Source organism: Angustibacter peucedani (assembly GCF_054779595.1).
Window position 1 is genome coordinate 1 of the sequence record NZ_BAAGXY010000081.1, and the last position, 18,290, is coordinate 18,290.

Annotated in this window: 18 protein-coding genes and 1 tRNA gene; 6 read left to right on the top strand and 13 right to left on the bottom strand. The window is 74.0% G+C overall.

Translation table 11 applies throughout. The features are described from left to right. From ACYVJ4_RS14350 to ACYVJ4_RS14400, 11 genes are all read right to left on the bottom strand, one after another. Positions 1-848 (bottom strand): HAMP domain-containing protein (locus ACYVJ4_RS14350; protein WP_460460819.1); only part of this gene is annotated, 848 nt, incomplete at its 3' end. A gap of 48 nt (positions 849-896) precedes the next feature. Beyond that, positions 897-1,310 carry a chemotaxis protein CheW gene (locus ACYVJ4_RS14355; RefSeq protein ID WP_460460860.1) on the bottom strand — a complete coding sequence of 138 codons (414 nt, stop codon included), beginning with the start codon at positions 1,308-1,310 and terminating at the stop codon, positions 897-899. Then, positions 1,310-3,511 carry a chemotaxis protein CheA gene (locus ACYVJ4_RS14360; protein WP_460460820.1) on the bottom strand — a complete coding sequence of 734 codons (2,202 nt, stop codon included), beginning with the start codon at positions 3,509-3,511 and terminating at the stop codon, positions 1,310-1,312. The genes ACYVJ4_RS14355 and ACYVJ4_RS14360 overlap by 1 nt, the downstream gene beginning before the upstream one ends. A gap of 67 nt (positions 3,512-3,578) precedes the next feature. Further along, on the bottom strand, positions 3,579-4,766 hold the full coding sequence (locus ACYVJ4_RS14365; RefSeq protein ID WP_460460821.1) for an O-succinylhomoserine sulfhydrylase: 1,188 nt from the start codon (positions 4,764-4,766) through the stop codon (positions 3,579-3,581). Continuing rightward, positions 4,763-4,951 (bottom strand): DUF1737 domain-containing protein, encoded by a 189-nt coding sequence (locus ACYVJ4_RS14370; protein WP_460460822.1) that lies wholly within the window; start codon positions 4,949-4,951, stop codon positions 4,763-4,765. The genes ACYVJ4_RS14365 and ACYVJ4_RS14370 overlap by 4 nt, the downstream gene beginning before the upstream one ends. Positions 4,952-4,955: 4 nt before the next feature. Then, positions 4,956-6,140: a bifunctional RNase H/acid phosphatase gene (locus tag ACYVJ4_RS14375; protein WP_460460823.1), complete on the bottom strand. Its 1,185-nt coding sequence runs from the start codon at positions 6,138-6,140 to the stop codon at positions 4,956-4,958. Continuing rightward, positions 6,137-6,910: a zinc ribbon domain-containing protein gene (locus tag ACYVJ4_RS14380; protein WP_460460861.1), complete on the bottom strand. Its 774-nt coding sequence runs from the start codon at positions 6,908-6,910 to the stop codon at positions 6,137-6,139. The genes ACYVJ4_RS14375 and ACYVJ4_RS14380 overlap by 4 nt, the downstream gene beginning before the upstream one ends. Beyond that, positions 6,871-8,076 carry a Nif3-like dinuclear metal center hexameric protein gene (locus ACYVJ4_RS14385; RefSeq protein WP_460460824.1) on the bottom strand — a complete coding sequence of 402 codons (1,206 nt, stop codon included), beginning with the start codon at positions 8,074-8,076 and terminating at the stop codon, positions 6,871-6,873. Before ACYVJ4_RS14385 ends, ACYVJ4_RS14380 begins: the two co-directional genes overlap by 40 nt. A gap of 35 nt (positions 8,077-8,111) precedes the next feature. Further along, a tRNA-Val gene (locus ACYVJ4_RS14390) sits at positions 8,112-8,184 on the bottom strand. A gap of 22 nt (positions 8,185-8,206) precedes the next feature. Further along, a complete protein-coding gene (locus tag ACYVJ4_RS14395) occupies positions 8,207-8,689 on the bottom strand; it encodes a peroxiredoxin (protein WP_460460825.1) in 483 nt (160 codons plus the stop codon). Next, positions 8,686-9,111, bottom strand: coding sequence for a DUF3052 domain-containing protein (locus tag ACYVJ4_RS14400; RefSeq protein WP_460460826.1), 426 nt, complete (start codon positions 9,109-9,111; stop codon positions 8,686-8,688). Before ACYVJ4_RS14400 ends, ACYVJ4_RS14395 begins: the two co-directional genes overlap by 4 nt. A gap of 142 nt (positions 9,112-9,253) precedes the next feature. Here ACYVJ4_RS14400 and fdhD point away from each other — a divergent pair, with 142 nt between their 5' ends. Beyond that, positions 9,254-10,093 carry a formate dehydrogenase accessory sulfurtransferase FdhD gene (gene fdhD / locus ACYVJ4_RS14405; protein ID WP_460460827.1) on the top strand — a complete coding sequence of 280 codons (840 nt, stop codon included), beginning with the start codon at positions 9,254-9,256 and terminating at the stop codon, positions 10,091-10,093. Positions 10,094-10,175: 82 nt separating this feature from the next. On the opposite strand, the gene ACYVJ4_RS14410 is transcribed toward fdhD, so the two are convergent. Continuing rightward, positions 10,176-10,601 (bottom strand): YjbQ family protein, encoded by a 426-nt coding sequence (locus ACYVJ4_RS14410; RefSeq protein WP_460460828.1) that lies wholly within the window; start codon positions 10,599-10,601, stop codon positions 10,176-10,178. Positions 10,602-10,717: 116 nt separating this feature from the next. On the opposite strand from ACYVJ4_RS14410, the gene aceE reads away from it, so the two are divergent. Next, positions 10,718-13,459, top strand: a complete 2,742-nt coding sequence (gene aceE, locus ACYVJ4_RS14415; protein ID WP_460460829.1) for a pyruvate dehydrogenase (acetyl-transferring), homodimeric type — start codon at positions 10,718-10,720, stop codon at positions 13,457-13,459. A gap of 33 nt (positions 13,460-13,492) precedes the next feature. Here aceE and ACYVJ4_RS14420 read toward each other — a convergent pair whose 3' ends face one another. Further along, positions 13,493-14,146, bottom strand: a complete 654-nt coding sequence (locus ACYVJ4_RS14420; RefSeq protein WP_460460830.1) for a hypothetical protein — start codon at positions 14,144-14,146, stop codon at positions 13,493-13,495. 244 nt (positions 14,147-14,390) lie between these two features. Between ACYVJ4_RS14420 and ACYVJ4_RS14425 the strand changes: the two genes are divergently transcribed. From ACYVJ4_RS14425 to ACYVJ4_RS14440, 4 genes are all read left to right on the top strand, one after another. Continuing rightward, positions 14,391-15,572, top strand: coding sequence for a PucR family transcriptional regulator (locus tag ACYVJ4_RS14425; protein WP_460460862.1), 1,182 nt, complete (start codon positions 14,391-14,393; stop codon positions 15,570-15,572). Positions 15,573-15,665: 93 nt separating this feature from the next. Next, positions 15,666-16,850, top strand: a complete 1,185-nt coding sequence (locus tag ACYVJ4_RS14430) for an acyltransferase domain-containing protein (protein ID WP_460460831.1) — start codon at positions 15,666-15,668, stop codon at positions 16,848-16,850. Further along, entirely contained in the window at positions 16,847-17,854 is a 1,008-nt protein-coding gene (locus tag ACYVJ4_RS14435) for a beta-ketoacyl-ACP synthase III (RefSeq protein ID WP_460460832.1), read from the top strand. The genes ACYVJ4_RS14430 and ACYVJ4_RS14435 overlap by 4 nt, the downstream gene beginning before the upstream one ends. A 107-nt stretch (positions 17,855-17,961) precedes the next feature. Then, positions 17,962-18,210, top strand: coding sequence for an acyl carrier protein (locus ACYVJ4_RS14440; protein WP_460460833.1), 249 nt, complete (start codon positions 17,962-17,964; stop codon positions 18,208-18,210). Positions 18,211-18,290: the final 80 nt, after the last annotated feature.

An 18,290-nucleotide genomic window follows, 5' to 3' on the forward strand; every position in this document is an offset into this window, starting at 1 on the left:
GCCACCGCCTCACCCGACACCGACAGCTCCTCCGAGCTCGACGCCACCGCCGACGCCGACTGCGCCACGGCCGTGAGCATCGACGAGATCGACTCGGCGGACTCGTTGAGCGCCTGCTCGAGCTGGCCGAACTCGCCGGCCGAGCGGACGTCGACGCGGTGCGTCAGGTCGCCACCGGCGAAGGTCTGCAGCACCGAGACGAAACGGTGCAGCGGCCGGGTGATGCTGCGCGCGATGAGCACCGCGCCGGCCGCGAGGGCGACCAGGCCGACGAGCAGCGCGACGAACGCGGTCGTGCGCACGCGCCGCTGGGTGTCGCCCACCTGCTGCTGCTTCTCGGCGGTCAGCTTCGTGAACAGGTCGACGGCACCGCCGAGGGAGGCGTCGGTCTTGTCGTTGGCCGCCTGGATCTCGTCGACCCGCGGCAGCATCGCCCGCTGGTCGGCCACCGCCGCCTTCACGAACGCGCTGATGTCGCTGATGTAGGTCTCGTAGCCGGTCTGCACGCTGGACACCTGGGCCCCGGCCTCGCCCTGCAGGTGCAGGGCGTCGAGCGCGGCGAGCAGCTCGCGTGGCGTGGCCACGTCGTCGTCGAGGTCGCCGAGCAACGGCTTCGGGTCGGCGTACGTGACGGCCTTGTAGGCGTCCACCTTCAGCTCGCTCGCGCGGGTGTCGAGCCGGTGCGAGAGCGCCCGCGCCTCCTCGAGCTGCACGAGCTCGTCGGTGCGCTGGTGCACCGTCGCCAGGCCCTGGACGGCGACCGCGCCGACCGAGGCGCTGATGACCAGGCCGAGGCCGGCGAGGGCGGTGAGCTTGCGGCCCACGGTCCAGGTGAACGTCGTACGCATGATGGGTCTCTCCGGTGCTTGGTGGTGCGAGGGTTCGGGTTCGGGGTCTCAGACGGCGACGGCGCGGTCGGCGTCCAGGGCGAGCAGCAGGCGGTCGGGCAGCTTGTAGGCGCCAAGGATCAGGTCGCGCGTCGCGTCCGTGAGCGTGTCGGGCGGCGGCTCGAAGTCGCGCTCGTCGACCTCGACGACGTCGCCGATGGTGTCGACGAGCAGGCTCACGGGCTCCCCGCCCACCCGGACGACGACCACCATCGGCTCGTCACCGGTGCGCTCGGGCAGGCCGAGCGGCACCCGCAGGTCGATGGCGGCGAGCACCTGCCCGCGCAGGTTCATCAGGCCGGCGACGTGCGGCGGCGCGAGCGGCACCCGGGTGCGCGGCTGCGGGCGCAGCACCTCCTGCACCTGGTCGACGTCGATGCCGTAGGTGCGGCCGTCGAGGGTGAACGTCGCGAGCTGGCTGATCACGCCGGCACCCCCGTCGTCGGCGCGACGGACGAGCCGTCGGGCGCTGCGTAGAAGTGCGGGTCGGCCGCGAGCACCGCGGCGCGGACGTCGAGCAGCTCGATCACGCGCTCGCGCACGACCGCCGAACCGACCAGGCCGTCGTCGTCCACGTCGCTGCGCACGTCGACGGCGTCGACGACGTCCACGACCTCGTCGACCACGAGGGCGACGCTGCGGCCCCCGCTGGTGTAGACGACCACCAGCAGGTCCTTGTCGCCGCGACGGCTGGTGGCGCGCAGGTGCTGGTCGAGCCGCACGAGCGGCAGGATGCCGCCGCGGTACTGGACCACCTCGCGACGTCCGACCCGCTCGACGCGCTCGGGGCGCACCTGCTCGAGCCGGGTGACGGCCGAGAGCGGGATCGCCACCTCGCGGCCGTCGCCGACGCCGGCGAGCAGCACCCGGCCCGCGTCGTCCGGCGCGGTCTCGACGGCGAGGGCCTGCTGCTGGTCGCGGTCCATCGAGTCCTGGCGCATGGTGCGCTTGGCCAGCGCCTGCACGTCGAGGATCAGGGCGACGGTGCCGTCGCCGAGGATCGTGGCGCCGGAGTAGACGCCCACCGACTTCAGCCGCGACGAGAGCGCCTTGACGACGATCTCCTCGGAGTTCAGGACGCGGTCGACGAGCAGGCCGAACCGTCGTCCGTCGGCCTGCAGCACCGCGAGCACCAGGCCGCCGTCCTCGCGCCCCGGCTCCACGCCGAGCACGGTCGCCAGCCGGACGACGGGCAGCAGCATGCCCCGCAGCCGGTACACCTCCGCGCTGCCGACGAGCTCGAGCTGGGCGGCGACCTGGTCGGCGTCCAGCGCCACCAGCTCGGCCAGGTTGACCTGCGGGACGGCGTAGCGCTCGCCCCCGCACTCGACGGTGAGCGAGGAGACGATGGCGAGGGTCAGCGGGATGCGCAGCCGGCAGGTGGTGCCTCTCCCGGGGGTCGACTCGATCTCGATGGTGCCGCCGATGGCCTCGATGTTGGTCTTGACGACGTCCATGCCGACCCCGCGGCCGGAGACGTTGGTGACGGCCGCCGCCGTGGAGAAGCCGGGCGCGAAGACGAGCTGGAGCACCTCGGGGCCGGTGAGCTGGGCCAGCTGGGCCGGGGTGCGCAGGCCCTTCTCGAGGGCTTTGGCGCGGATGCGACCCGGGTCGATGCCCGCGCCGTCGTCGGTGACCTCCACGACGACCTGGCCGCCCTGGTGGAACGCGCGCAGCAGCAGCAGGCCCTCGGCGGGCTTGCCCGCGGCGGCGCGGGCGGCGGGGTCCTCGAGCCCGTGGTCGACGGCGTTGCGCACCAGATGGGTCAGCGGGTCCTTGACCGCCTCGAGCAGCGTGCGGTCGAGCTCGGTCTCCCGACCGACCATCTCCAGCCGCACCTGCTTGCCGCACTGCGCGCCGAGGTCGCGGACGACGCGCGGCAGCTTCGACCACAGGTGGTCGACCGGCTGCATGCGGGTCTTCATCACGCCCTCCTGCAGCTCGCTCGCGATGAGCGAGAGCCGCTGCGAGGCGCGCACGAGGTCGAGGTCGTCCTGCAGCCCGGCCTGGCGCACGATCTGGTTGCGGCACAGCACCAGCTCGCCCACCTGGCGCATCAGCGTGTCGAGCAGGTCGACGTCGACCCGGACCGACTGCTCGGCGACGTGACGGCGGGGCTCGGGGCTCGCCTCGGGTGCCGGCTCGGGCTCGACGACCGCGACGGGCTCGGGCTCGGGGACGACGGCGACCTCGACCGGCGCGGGCTGCGGCGCGGGCGGCACCGGCGCGGGGGCGGGCTCGCCGTCCAGCAGCGCCTGGATCAGAGCCACGACCGGCGCGACGTCCACCGACCCCTCGGTGCCGTCGACCTCGATGGCGGCGAGCAGCTCGCGCACGGCGTCGACCATGGCCAGCAGCCCGTCGGCGATCGGCGGGGTCATCTCGACCTTGCCGTCGCGCAGGCGCGCGAGCAGGTTCTCGCCGACATGCGTCAGCGCCTCGAGCCGGGAGAACGCCAGGAAGCCGCTGGTGCCCTTGATCGTGTGGATCGTGCGGAACACGCTGGCCAGCAGGTCGCGCGAGCCCGGCTCGCGCTCGAGCTGCACGAAGTCCCGGTCGAGCTGGTCCAGGTTCTCGTGGCTCTCCACCAAGAACTCCTGGACGATCTCGTCCGCGTCGTCCACCGCTGCTGCTCCTGTCGCTCGGGTCGTCCCACCCGCCTATCGGCGCAGGTGGGGTCGACCTGAGAGGTCAGGGCAGCGCGGCGAGCGCCTGCCCGAGGTCGTCGCGCAGGTCGCGCACGTCCTCGAGCCCGACCGACAGGCGCACGACGCCGTCGGTGATGCCCACGGCGGCGCGGCCCTCGGGCCCGAGCCGGCGGTGGGTGGTGGTGGCGGGGTGGGTGACCATCGACTTGGCGTCACCGAGGTTGTTGCTGATGTCGATGCAGCGCAGCCCGTCGAGCAGGGCGAACGCCTCGTCCTTGCCGCCGTCGAGCCCGAGCGTGACGACCGTGCCGCCGCCGCTCATCTGCCCGCGGGCCAGCTCGTGCTGCGGGTGGGAGGCGAGGAACGGGTAGCGCACCCAGCGCACGCGGTCGTGCTGCTCGAGCCAGCCGGCCAGCTCGAGCGCCGACGCGGTCTGCCGCTCGACCCGCATCGCCAGCGTCTCGAGGCCCTTGGTGAGCACCCAGGCGTTGAACGGGCTGAGCGAGGGGCCGGTGTGCCGCATCAGCGTCTGCACCGGTCCGTCGACGAACTCCTTCGACCCCAGCACCGCGCCGCCGAGGGTGCGCCCCTGGCCGTCGATGTGCTTGGTGGCCGAGTACACGACGACGTCGGCACCGAGGTCGAACGGCCGGGCCAGCACAGGTGTCGCGAAGACGTTGTCGACGACGACCTGCGCTCCGGCGGCGTGGGCCAGGTCGCAGACCGCCCGCACGTCGACGAGCTCCTGCATCGGGTTGGACGGCGACTCGAAGAACACGGCCGTGGCCGGGGTGCTGAGGGCCTCGCGCCACTGCTCGAGGTCGGCGCCGTCGACGAACTGCGTCTGGACGCCGAAGCGGGGCAGGATCTCGTCCAGGATCACGAAGCACGAGCCGAACAGGCTGCGCGCCGCGACGACACGGTCGCCGGCCTTCACGAGCGCGGCGAGCGCGACCCACACCGCGGCCATGCCGCTCGCCGTCGCGAAGCAGGCCTCGGCCCCCTCGAGCAGGCGCAGCCGCTCCTCGAAGCCGCGGACCGTGGGGTTGCCGTAGCGGGAGTAGACGAACCGGTCTACCTCGCCGGCGAAAGCCGCCTCGGCGTCAGCGGCGGTGTTGTAGACGAACCCCGAGGTGAGGAACAGCGCCTCGGCGGTCTCGTCGAAGCCGGTGCGGTCGAGCCCGCCGCGCACCGCGAGGGTGTCGGGACGCCAGCCGGTCGGGTCGCTCACGCGTCCGGGCCCGGCAGGACCACGGCCTGGGCGACGACGACGCGGCCGTCTACCGCGGTGATCGCGGGACCGCCGTGCAGCTCGTAGCCCTCGTCGAGCGCGGCGCTGATCCGCTCGCAGAAGGTGCGGTCGTCGGGCCCGGTCAGCAGCCGGTACCGCAGCCGGGGGCTGCTCACCTCGCTCATGGCCTCAGCGTAGGGCGAGACCCGCGGCGGCCAGGTGACCGGTCTCGTTGAACGAGACGAGGGCAGCGCCGCCGTCCGACCACCAGCGGGTGGTCGTGAACGAGGCCGGCGAGGACTCCATCCGCCAGACCACGCGGGGGTCGGCGCCCATCGCCGACCAGGCCAAGGTCTTGGTCGGCCCGGCGTGGGTCACCACCAGCACCCGGCCGCGGGGGTGGCGGGCCATGGCCCGGTCGCGGGCGCGCAGCACGCGGGCGTCCAGCTCGTCGAAGCTCTCACCGCCCGGCGGCACCACGGCGGACGACGACAGCCAGGCCGCGTGCTCGGCCGGCCACCGCTCGGCGACCTCCGGACCGGTCAGGCCCTCCCACTCGCCGAAGTCGCACTCGGTCCAGGCGGCGTCGGTGCGCACCGGCAGGCCGAGGGCCGAGGCGACGACCTCGGCGGTCTGCTGGCAGCGGCGCAGCGGCGAGGCGATCACCGCGTCGAACGGCTCGAGGGTCGCAGCGGCCCGCGCGGCGGCCGCAGCCTGCTCGAGGCCGAGCGCCGTGAGCTCGGGCCCGCCGTCGGGGTCGGCCGAGCCGCTGTACCGCCGCTCGACGGTGTGCTCGGTGACGCCGTGGCGCAGCAGCACGAACGTCGTGGCCAGGCCGACGTCCGGGCGCGTGCGGACGGCGGCCGGGGGCGCCGTGCGCTCGGGCTCCTCGTCGGCGCGGTCGTCCAGCGGGACGACGAGGTCCTCGGCCGAGGTCAGCGCGCTGCCCCGCCACGGCCGGCCCTTCGCCGCGTCGTCCATGGCCTCGTTGGCCAGCCGGTCGGCGGCCTTGTTCTTCTCGCGCGGCACCCACGTGTAGCGCACGCGCGACGGGTCGATCACCTCGCGCGCCTCGAGGGCGAGCCGGCGCATGTCCTCGTGCTTGATCTTCCAGCGGCCCGACATCTGCTCGACGACGAGCTTGGAGTCCATGCGCACCTCGACGGTGCAGGACGGGTCGAGCTCGACCGCGGCGCGCAGCCCGGCGACCAGGCCGCCGTACTCGGCCACGTTGTTGCTCGCGACGCCGATCGACTCGGCCCGCTCGGCCAGCACCTGGCCGGTCGCGGCGTCGCGCACCAGGGCCCCGTAGCCGGCGGGCCCGGGGTTGCCGCGCGACCCGCCGTCCGCCTCGACGACGAAGCGGGAGCTCACAGACCGGACTCGCCGGTGCGCACCAGGATCCGGCGGCAGTCCTCGCAGCGCACGACCTCGTCGTCGGCGGCAGCCCGGATGCGCTGCAGGTCCTGCGGGTTGAGCTCCATGTGGCAGCCCTCGCAGCGGCGGGCGCGCAGCATGGCGGCGCCGGTGCCGCTGCTCTCGCGGATCTTCTCGTAGAGCGCGAGCAACGGGGCGTCGAGCCCGGCCACCATGCCGACGCGGTCGCGCTGCAGCTTCAGCCGCTCGTCGGCGAGGGCCTCGAGGGCGCGGTCGCGGCGCGTGGTGACGGCACCGACCTGCTCGGCCAGGGCGTCGCGCTCGGCGGTCAGCCGCTCGACGTCGGCGGTGAGGGCCTCGAGGCGCTCCATCACCTCGAGCTCGACGTCCTCGAGGTCGCTCTGCCGGCGCTGCAGCGTCACCAGCTCGTGCTGCAGCGACTCGAGCTCCTTGTGGCCACCCTGGCCGGCCTCGAGGCGGGCCTGGTCGCGGGCCGCGCGCTGACGCACCTGCTCGACGTCCGCCTCGGCCTTGGTCACCTCGCGCTGGGTGTCGCCGGCCTGGGTCTCGGCGCCCACCAGCTCGTCGGACAGCGCGCGGGTGCGAACCTCGAGCTCGGCCAGCTCGGCGTGCTCGGGCAGGGTGCGCTCGCGGTGGGCGATCTGGTCCAGCCGGGTGTCGACCCCCTGGACGTCGAGCAGCCGCCACTGGTCGGTCGTCGGCGCGATCAGGATGTGCTCCCTCGGCTGGGGACGTGCATCGTCCAGGGGTCGGTGCGGGTGGTGCTCACGCGGGTCTCCACCGTACTGCCCGCCTCGCCGAGCGCCGCGACCAGACGGCTCTCGCAGCCGGCCAGCCACGGCCACTCGCTGGCCCAGTGCGACACGTCGACGAGGTACGGCGTGCCGTCGCCCGCCTGCTCGCGCGCCTCGGACGCCGGGTGGTGGCGCAGGTCAGCCGTCAGGTAGACGTCGGCGCCGCTCGCGCGCACCGCGTCGAACTGGTCGTCACCCGCCCCGCCGGCCACGGCGATCCGGCGCACCAGCGCGTCCTTGTCCCCCGCCGCGCGCACGCCCTGCACCGTGAAGGGCAGCGCCGTGGCGACCAGCCGGGCGAACTGGTCGAGCGTCATCGGCTCGGCCAGCGTGCCGACCCGGCCGAAGCCGGTGCCGTGCCCCTCGTCGGCGAGCTCGAGGACGTCGAACGCCGGCTCCTCGTACGGGTGCGCAGCGCGCAGCGCCCGGACGACGGAACCGCGCCGCGGCCGCGGCAGCACCATCTCGACCCGCGTCTCGTCCACCCGCTCGACGTCGCCGACCGCGCCCACCGCCGGCGTGGACCCCTGGCCCGGCACGAACGTGCCGGTGCCGGTCGACGCCCAGGCGCAGCGCGAGTAGGCGCCGACCTCGCCCGCCCCGGCGGCCGACAGCGCGTCGACGAGCGCGTCGGCCTGCTCGGTCGGGACGAAGACCACGACCTTGTCGAGGTCGGCGACCGCGACCGGCACGAGCGGCTCGAGGTCGTGCAGGCCCAGGACGCGGGCGAGGGCGTCGCTGACGCCGGGCACCGCGATGTCGGCGTTGGTGTGGGCCACGTAGAGGGCGCAGTCGCGCTTGACCAGCCGGCTGAGAACGCGCCCCTTGAAAGACGTCGTCGCCACCGACGAGACCGGCCGCAGCAGCAGCGGGTGGTGGGCCACCAGCAGGTCGGCGCCCCACTCCACGGCCTCCTCGACCACCGCAGCGGTCGGGTCGACGGCCAGCAGCACCTTGGTGACCTCGCGGTCGGGCTCGCCGCAGACCAGCCCGACGGCGTCCCAGCTCTGCGCGCTGGCGGGCGGGTAGAGGCCGTCGAGGGCCGCGACCACCTGCTGCAGCACCGGAGGTGCGGTCGTCGCGGCGGCGTCGGGCGTCGGGGCGGAGGAGTCCGTCACGGCACGACAACCTACGCTGCCCGCCGGCGTCTGGGTGGGCCCGGCCGGGTTCGAACCGACGACACCCGCGGTGTAAACGCGGTGCTCTACCAGCTGAGCTACAGGCCCTGGTGCGGCGGCGCGGGCTCGGTCAGAGCGCCGCGATCGCCTCACGGTACGCGTGCGGGTCGCGCGCCTCGCCCATCCCGTGCACGACGCTCCAGCGCAGCACGCCCGCGTCGTCGACGAGGAACGTGCCGCGGGTGGCGCACCCGGCCTCGGCGAAGAAGACGCCGTAGGCGTTGGCCGCCGCGCCGTGCGGCCAGAAGTCCGACAGCAGCGGGAAGTCGTAGCCCTGGGCGTCGGCCCACGCGCGCAGCGTCTGCATCGTGTCGCAGGACACCGCCATGACCTGGACGCGGTCGTTCTGGAAGTCCTCGAGGTGCTGGCTGATCTCGTCGAGCTCGCCGGTGCAGGTGCCCGACCACGCGAACGGGTAGAAGACCAGCAGCACGGCGCGCTCGCCGCGGAACGACGACAGCGTGACCTCCTCGCCGTGCTGGTCGCGCAGCGTCAGGTCAGGGGCGGGCTCGCCGACGGTCAGGACGACCTCGGCCGGTGCGGTCTCGCTCATCGACGTCCGTTCTTGGGGGCGACCAGGCGCGTGGCGCTCCAGTCGCGTCCGGCGCTGAAGGTGGTGGTGCCGTGCAGGCCCGCGGCGAGCGCGGCCTCGACGACGTCGCTGGGCGGCACGTGCCCGTCGCGTCCCGTCTTGGGGGTGAGCAGGACGACCGCCCCGCGCTCGGCGAGGTTGGTCAGGGAGTCGACGAGCGCGTCGACCAGGTCGCCGTCGTCGTCGCGCCACCACAGCAGCACCACGTCGGCCACGTCGTCGGCGTCCTCGTCCAGCAGGTCTCCGTCGACGGCGTCCTCGATCGCGACGCGCACGTCGTCGTCGACCTCGTCGTGCCAGCCGAGCTCCTGCACGACCTGGCCGGTCTGCAGGCCGAGACGTCCGACGAACCCCCGGTCAGCGTCGTCCGCGCTGGCACTCACCCGTCCCACTCCCTCTCACGCGCTCCGGACGGAGCGAGCGCCCCGTGCGTGCGAGTAGTCCACTAGAGCGCGCGTGATCGCGCAAGCACCTCTCACCTGGCGACCGCAGGACCGCGGCCGTCGCGCGTGCGACGCTGGCGCCATGGGACGGGTCACGACGCGCACGCCCGCGCAGCGGATCACGCTGGACGACGGCGGTCTGCACCGCGTCGACCGCGCCGACACGCTCGTGGTCGAGGAACCGTTGCAGGTGCGTGTCGACGGGCGGCCGCTGACGGTGACGATGCGCACGCCGGGCGACGACTTCGACCTGGCGCTGGGCTTCCTGGTCACCGAGGGGCTGGTCTCGTCGGCGGACGACGTCAGCCACCTGATGCACTGCCAGGACGAGGACGACGACGGCCGGCCGACGTTCAACGTGGTCGACGTGACGCTGCGCGCCGGCGTGGTGCTGCCCGACGTGTCGATGGACCGCACGTTCGCCGCGACGTCGTCCTGCGGGGTGTGCGGCAAGACCAGCATCGACGCCGTCCGGCTGCGGTCGCCGTACGACGTGCGGGCCGACCCGCTGCGGCTCGACCCCGCGGTGCTCATGGCCATGCCGGACGCTCTGCGCGCCGAGCAGAAGGCCTTCGACCGCACCGGCGGGCTGCACGCCGCTGGGCTCTTCACCGCGGACGGCGCCCTGCTCGCCGCGCGCGAGGACGTCGGACGGCACAACGCGGTCGACAAGCTCGTGGGCTGGGCGGCGCGCGAGGGGCTGCTGCCGTTGGCCGGGCACGTGCTGGTGGTGAGCAGCCGCGCGTCGTTCGAGCTGACGCAGAAGGCGCTCATGGCGGGGATCCCTTGTCTCGCAGCGGTCTCGGCGGCGTCGAGCCTGGCCGTGGAGCTCGCGCTGGAGTCGGGGCTCACCCTCGCGGGGTTCCTTCGACCCCCACGCGCGACCGTCTACGCCGGCGGCGAGCGCCTCGGCCTCACCTGACCCCCACCCCGTTGCGTCCGAAAGATCGGTCGCCATGGCGACCAGATCGTCGGACGCAACGGGCGGGGCGGGAGGCGGTGGGTCAGGCGCGCAGGTAGGACAGGCGGACGGTGCGGTCGGTGTTGTCGACGTTGGTGTCGACCAGGACGACGCTCTGCCAGGTGCCGAGCGCCATCTGGCCGCCCAGCACCGGCACCGAGGCGTACGGCGGCACGAGCCCCGGCAGGACGTGGTCGCGACCGTGACCCGCCGACCCGTGCTGGTGCCGCCACCCGCCGGCGCCACCCGGCCCGGACGGCGGCAGCAGCGACCGCAGCGCGCGCAGCAGGTCCTCGTCGCTGCCCGCGCCGGTCTCGAGCACCGCGACGCCCGCGGTCGCGTGCGGCACGAACACGTGCAGCAGGCCGTCGTCCGCGCCGACGTCCGCGAGGAACTGCTCGCACCGCGCGGTGAGGTCGACGACCTGCTCGCGCGCGCCGGTGCGGACGGCCAGCTCGGTGGTGTCCATGCCCCGACCCTAGGCGCGCCACCGCCCCGCCCCTCGGGACTACCCGCGGGTAGATGTGACGTCCGCAACGGCGAGGGGCAGGATGGGGAGGCCTACCGACGCGAGAGAGGACCACCGTGAGCAGTCGAGAGGACGCCGGCCCCATCCTCAACGGGATCCCGAGCCAGCTGCCGGACATCGACCCGGACGAGACCCAGGAGTGGCTCGAGTCCCTCGACGGCGTGCTGGCCGACAAGGGCCGCACCCGCACCCGGTACCTCATGCTCAAGCTGCTCGAGCGCGCGCGGGAGATGCACGTCGGCGTCCCCAGCCTGACGGCCACCGACTACATCAACACGATCAGCCCCGAGCAGGAGCCGTGGTTCCCGGGCGACGAGGACGTCGAGCGCCGCTACCGCGCGTGGCTGCGCTGGAACGCCGCGGTGGTCGTGCACCGCGCCCAGCGGCCGGGCATCGGCGTCGGCGGCCACATCAGCAGCTACGCCTCCAGCGCCACGCTGTACGAGGTCGGCTTCAACCACTTCTTCCGCGGCCCCGACCACGAGGGCGGCGGCGACCAGGTCTACGTGCAGGGCCACGCCTCCCCCGGCATCTACGCCCGCGCCTACCTCGAGGGCCGGTTGAGCGAGGACCAGCTCGACGGCTTCCGCCAGGAGCTCAGCCACCCCGGCGGCGGCATGCCGTCGTACCCGCACCCGCGCCTGATGCCGGACTTCTGGCAGTTCCCCACGGTGTCGATGGGCCTGGGCCCGATGAACGCCATCTACCAGGCGCAGTTCAACAAGTACCTGCACGCGCGCGGCATCAAGGACACCAGCCAGCAGCGCGTCTGGGCCTTCCTCGGCGACGGCGAGATGGACGAGCCCGAGAGCCGCGGCCTGCTGCACGTCGCGGCGTTCGAGGAGCTCGACAACCTGACCTTCGTCGTCAACTGCAACCTGCAGCGCCTCGACGGCCCGGTGCGCGGCAACGGCAAGATCATCCAGGAGCTCGAGGCGTCGTTCCGCGGCGCGGGCTGGAACGTCGTCAAGGTGACGTGGGGCCGCGAGTGGGACCCGCTGCTGGCCGCCGACCGCGACGGCGCTCTGGTGCACCTGATGAACACCACGACGGACGGCGACTACCAGACCTACCGCGCCAACGACGGCGCCTACATCCGCGAGCACTTCTTCGGCCGCGACCCGCGCACCCGCAAGATGGTCGAGAACCTCTCGGACGACGACATCTGGAAGCTCAAGCGCGGTGGCCACGACTACCGCAAGATGTACGCCGCCTACGACGCGGCGGTGAACCACACCGGCCAGCCCACCGTCGTCCTGGCGCAGACCATCAAGGGGTACGGCCTCGGCCCGCACTTCGCCGGCCGCAACGCCACCCACCAGATGAAGAAGCTGACGCTGGACGACCTCAAGCTGCTGCGCGACAGCCTGCGCATCCCGATCACGGACGCCCAGCTCGAGGCCGACCCCTACCGCCCGCCGTACTACCACCCGGGTGCCGAGGACGAGGCGATCAAGTACCTGCTCGAGCGGCGGGCCAAGCTCGGCGGCTCGATGCCCGCCCGGCGCAGCCACGGCCGCCAGCTGCAGCTGCCGGCCGAGCCGACGTACGACGTCGTGCGCCGCGGCTCGGGCAAGCAGCAGATCGCGACGACGATGGCGTTCGTCCGGCTGCTCAAGGACCTCATGCGCGACAAGGAGATCGGGCACCGGATCGTGCCGATCATCCCCGACGAGGCGCGCACGTTCGGCATGGACTCGTTCTTCCCGACCGCCAAGATCTACAACCCGCACGGGCAGAACTACGTCTCCGTGGACGCCGAGCTGATGCTCGCGTACAAGGAGTCGACGTCCGGCCAGATCCTGCACGTGGGGATCAACGAGGGCGGCTCGGTCGCGGCGTTCACCGCCGCCGGCACGTCGTACTCGACCCACGGCGAGCCGATGATCCCGGTGTACGTCTTCTACTCGATGTTCGGGTTCCAGCGCACCGGCGACGGCATCTGGGCCGCCGCCGACCAGATGGCGCGCGGCTTCCTCGTCGGTGCCACCGCGGGGCGCACGACCCTCACCGGTGAGGGCCTGCAGCACGCCGACGGCCACTCTCCGATCCTGGCGTCGACCAACCCCGCGGTCGTCGCGTACGACCCGGCGTTCGGCTACGAGATCGGGCACGTCGTCCGCGACGGCCTGCGCCGCATGTACGGCGAGCACCCCGAGAACGTCTTCTACTACCTGACGGTCTACAACGAGCCGATCGTGCAGCCGGCCGAGCCCGAGGACCTCGACGTCGACGCTCTGCTCAAGGGCATGTACCTGCTGCGCCCCGGCCAGTCCGAGAGCGGGCGCCCGCGCGTGCAGCTGCTCGCCTCGGGCGTCGGGGTGCCGTGGGCGCTGGAGGCCCAGGAGCTGCTCGGGCAGGACTTCGGCGTCGACGCCGACGTGTGGAGCGTGACGTCCTGGAACGAGCTGCGCCGTGACGGCCTGGCCTGCGACGAGCACGCGTTCCTCAGCCCGGACGAGCCGGCGCGCACGCCGTTCGTCACCCAGCAGCTGGCCGGCACCAAGGGACCGGTCGTGGCGGTGAGCGACTACATGCGCGCCGTCCCGGACCAGATCCGCGAGTGGGTGCCCACCGACTACGCGACGCTGGGCGCCGACGGCTTCGGCCTGTCCGACACCCGGCCCGCGGCGCGGCGGCACTTCCACATCGACGGACCGTCGGTGGCGGTGCGCGCCCTGCAGGCGCTCGCCGCGCGCGGCGAGGTCGACGCGGGAGCCGCTCGCGAGGCGGCGGCGAAGTACCGGCTGCTGGACGTCACCGCTGGCACGAGCGGCAACGCGGGCGGCGAGTCGTAGGACCCCGCTCGGCCCCCGCCGCCGCCGGCCGCTCTACGGCTTGCGGCGGGCGGCGAGCTGGTCGAGCTGCTCGCGCAGGTCGACGACGTCGCCCTCGTGGTGCTCGGCGAGCGCGTCGAGGTGACGGCGCGCCTCGCCGACGCGGCCGGCCTCGGCCGCCGCCTGCACCAGCTCGCGGCCCGCCTCGGGCACGTGCTCGCGCGGGCGCCAGTGGCCCACGCCGAGCGAGAGCGCGGCCTCGGGCATGCCCTCGCGCCGCAGCATGGCCAGCCCCTCGGCGAGCGCGCGGCCGGTGGGCTCGCGCTCGACGGCGATCGACAGCCGGCGCTGGGCGCCCTCGCTGTCCTCGTGCACCGACAGCCGGCCCAGCTCGATCAGCGGGTACCAGGCCTTCGGGCTGTGGGCCAGCTCTTCGGCCAGCGCCCACACCGCGTCGTTGGCGGCGCGGGGGCGGCGCTCGGCGTCCTCGTGGCCCTCGGCGGCTTGGCGGCGCACCGCCTCGGCCAGCTGGGCGAAGGCCTCGGCGTCGTTCGGGTCGTCGTGCAGCGTGGCGCGCAGAGCGGTCTCCATGTCGTCGGACTCGGGGCCGACGAACCGCCGGCGGCCCCGCTGGGTCAGGGGGGCGAGCGGCGACGACGACGCGGCCGTCCGGCGCGCACGCCCCAGGAGTCGGTCGAGCAGTCCCACGGCACCTCCCTGCAGGCGTCGGGCACGGCGCTGGGCAGGTGCGCAGCCGCCGGCACAGCGACGATAACCCAGCCGGCGCGAGTCGGCAGCCCCGGAGCAGCCGGCCCCGGGCGCCGTCGCGCCCGCCGTCACCAACTCGTGACAGTTGTGTTGCGTCCACAAACGTCGGGTCTACGCTGACCCCGTGGTGGACCGCGTGGCACGGGCGGCCGGAGCCCGCACCCGGCGCCGCATCGAGCAGGGCATGCCGGACCTCGCCCGCCGGGCGACGGCCCGGATGGAGGCGACGCTCCCCTGGTACCGCGCCCTGTCGGCGGAGGACCGCTCGTGGGTCGGGCTGGTGGCGCAGGCCGGCATCGGCGCCTTCCTGGCGTGGTTCCGCCACCCCGGCGGCGTGCTGGAGATCACCGCCGACGTGTTCGGGACGGCGCCGCGCGAGCTGACCCGATCGGTGAACCTGCGCCAGACGCTGGACCTCGTGCGCACCGTCGTCGACGTCGTCGAGGACCAGGTCGAGGAACTCGCCGCGCCCGGTGACGAGCAGGCGCTGCGCGAGGCCGTGCTGCGGTACTCCCGCGAGGTGGCGTTCGCCGCCGCCGAGGTCTACGCGCAGGCCGCCGAGTCGCGCGGCGCGTGGGACGCCCGCCTGGAGTCGCTGGTCGTCGACGCCGTGCTGCGCGGCGAGGCCGACGACGCCCTGCAGTCGCGCGCCGCCGCGCTCGGCTGGGACGCGCAGACCGACGTCGTCGTGGTGGCCGGCGAGGCCTCCGGCGGGGCGGCCGCCGAGGTGGTCGAGGCGCTGCGGCAGCAGGCGCGCAGGGTGGACGTCGACGCGCTGGCTGCCGTGCAGGGCGGCCGGCTGGTGGCGGTGCTGGGCGGGGTCGACGACGGGGTCCGGACGGCGCAGGCGCTGGACACCTGCTTCGCCCCGGGGCCGGTGGTGGTCGGCCCGACGGTGCCGCACCTGTTCGCCGCGGGGCGCTCGGCGCTGGCGGCCCTGGGCGGCCTCGTCGCCGCCCGCGCGTGGCCCGAGGCGCCGCGTCCGGTACTGGCCGACGACCTGCTCCCCGAGCGCGTGCTGGCCGGTGACACGCCGGCCCGCCGCGCGCTCGTCGACCGGGTGCACCGGCCGCTGAGCGAGGCCCGCGGCAGCCTGCTCGACACCGTCACGACGTACCTCGAGACCGGCGGGTCGCTCGAGGGATCGGCCCGCCTGCTCTTCGTCCACCCCAACACGGTGCGCTACCGGCTGCGTCGGGCGGCCGAGACGTGCGGCTACGACGTGATGCTCCCCCGCGACGCGCACGTCGTCCGGGTGGCGCTGGCCCTGGGGAGGCTCTCGGAGGCACCCCGGCGCTTCGCCGCGGCCGCCGCGGCCCCGCCGGTCGAGGTGCTGCGCGGCACCCGGGAGGCGACCGGCGCGTGACGAGCCGTTTTGTAGGAACCCTCCAAACCTGGCCACCAGAGTTGGTCCGCGTCGGCAGCCCCTGCGGGCCGGACGAGCGGCGAGGGTAGGGACGTGCTCGTCATCGCCTGCCCCGGACAGGGCTCCCAGACCCCCGGCTTCCTGCGCCCCTGGCTGGAGGTGCCCGGCTACGAGGAGCGGCTGCGCTGGCTGTCGGCCGTCGCCGGCATCGACCTGGTCGAGCACGGCACCGAGTCCGACGCCGAGACGATCCGCGACACCGCGGTGGCCCAGCCGCTCATCGTGGCCAGCGGGCTGGTCTCGCTGCTCGCGCTCTTCCCGCACCCGGCCGAGGCGTTCCGCCAGGTCGCCGCGGGTGCCGGCCACAGCGTCGGCGAGATCACCGCGGCCGCCGGTGCCGGCGTCCTGTCGGCCGAGCAGGCCATGGTCTTCGTCCGCGAGCGCGGCCGCGCGATGGCCGCCGCGAGCGCCGTGACGCCCACCGGCATGACCGCCGTGCTGGGCGGCGACCCGGACGACGTCGCCGCCTCCCTCGAGCGCCACGGCCTGACCGCGGCGAACGCCAACGGCGCCGGGCAGACCGTGGCAGCCGGCACGCTCGAGCAGCTCGCCGCGCTGAAGGACGACGGCCCGGCCAAGGCCCGGCTGATCCCGCTGCAGGTGGCGGGCGCCTTCCACACCGAGCACATGCGGCCGGCGGTCGACCTCCTCGCGGGGTACGCCCGCGCGATGACGACGCACGACCCGCGCACCCGCCTGCTGTCGAACGCCGACGGCCACGTCGTGCACGACGGCCGCGAGGTGCTGGGCCGGTTGGTGAGCCAGGTCAGCAACCCCGTGCGCTGGGACCTGTGCATGCAGACCATGGCCGACCTCGGCGTCACCGGCGTCATCGAGATCCCGCCGGCCGGCGCGCTCACCGGCCTGGTCAAGCGGGCGCTCCCGGACGTCGAGACGCTGGCCCTGAAGACCCCCGACGACCTCGACGCCGCGCGCGACATGGTGGCGCGCCACGGCCAGTCGAGCGGCCTGTCGCAGAACCCCACGTGGCGCCTGGTCGTGGCCCCCATCAAGGGCACGGTCCACTTCGACGCTCTCGACGCGGGCGCCACGGTCGGCAACGGCCAGACCGTCGCCACCGTCGCGACGCTGCGCGACACCCACGACGTCGTCGCCCCGCACGGCGGGCGCGTGGTCGAGTGGCTGGTCGAGGACGGCGACCCCGTCTCGCCCGGCCAGCCCATCGTCCGGCTGCACCCGCAGGAGGTACCGGCATGACGTCCGGTGCGCAGATCTCGCCCCCCAGCGGGGCGCCCCACGCCCGCATCCTCGGCGTCGGCGGCTACCGCCCCGAGCGCGTCGTCCCGAACTCCGAGCTGGTCGACCGGATCGACTCGAGCGACCAGTGGATCCGCGAGCGCTCGGGGATCGTGACCCGTCGCTGGGCGGCACCGGACGAGAGCGTCGTCGACATGAGCGAGGCCGCGGCCCGCCAGGCGCTGGACGCCGCCGGCCTCGACCCCTCGCGCATCGGCGCTGTCCTGGTCGCCACGGTGACGCACCCGTTCCAGACGCCGTCAGCGGCCTCGCTGCTCACCCACCGCCTCGGCGCCACCCCCGCCGCGGCCATGGACATCTCCGCCGCCTGCGCCGGCTTCTGCCACGGCGTCGCGCTGGCCGGCGACATGGTGCGCGGCGGCAGCGCCGAGCACGTGCTCGTCGTCGGCGTCGAGAAGCTGTCGGACTTCACCGACCTCGACGACCGCGGCACCGCCTTCCTGTTCGGCGACGGCGCGGGTGCCGTGGTGATCGGCCCGTCCGACACCCCCGGCATCGGCCCCACCGTCTGGGGCTCGGACGGCGAGCAGTGGGACGTCATCCGCCAGCGCGAGTCCTGGCTCACCGTCCGCGACCACCAGACCGACTGGCCGCACATCACGATGGCCGGGCAGACCGTCTTCCGCTGGGCCGTGTGGCAGATGGCACCCGTCGCCCAGCAGGCGCTCGAGAAGGCCGGCATCAGCGCCGACCAGCTCGACGCGTTCATCCCGCACCAGGCCAACATGCGGATCATCGACTCGATGATCAAGGCGCTCGGCCTGCCGCCGGAGATCCCGGTGGCGCGCGACATCGCCGAGACCGGCAACACCTCGGCGGCCTCGATCCCGCTGGCCATGGAGCGCATGCTGCGCGAGGGCGAGGCGCCGCACGGGGGCCTGGCCCTGCTGATCGGCTTCGGCGCCGGCCTGGCCTACGCGGCGCAGGTCGTCACCCTCCCCTGACCCCCGGGGCCCGACGGGACCTCGGGCAGCACCACCGCACGACACGCAGTGCCAGCAGCAACCACAGCAGAGACTGCACACCGCAGCGACCACAAGGAGCGCCACGCATGGCCAACAGCGAGCAGGAGATCCTCAGCGGCCTCGCCGAGATCGTGAACGAGGAGACCGGTCTGCCCGTCGACTCCGTCGAGATGGACAAGAACTTCACCGACGACCTCGACATCGACTCGCTGTCGATGATGACGATCGTCGTGAACGCCGAGGAGAAGTTCTCGGTGCGCATCCCGGACGACGACGTCAAGAACCTGTCGACCGTGCGCGACGCCGTCGCCTACATCCAGCAGGCGCAGGGCTGACCCAGCGCCCCCGAGCTGCTCGGGGGCGGTGTCCCGGTCTCCTCCGGCACCGCCCCCGGGCGAACTCGCCCTCCCTCCCC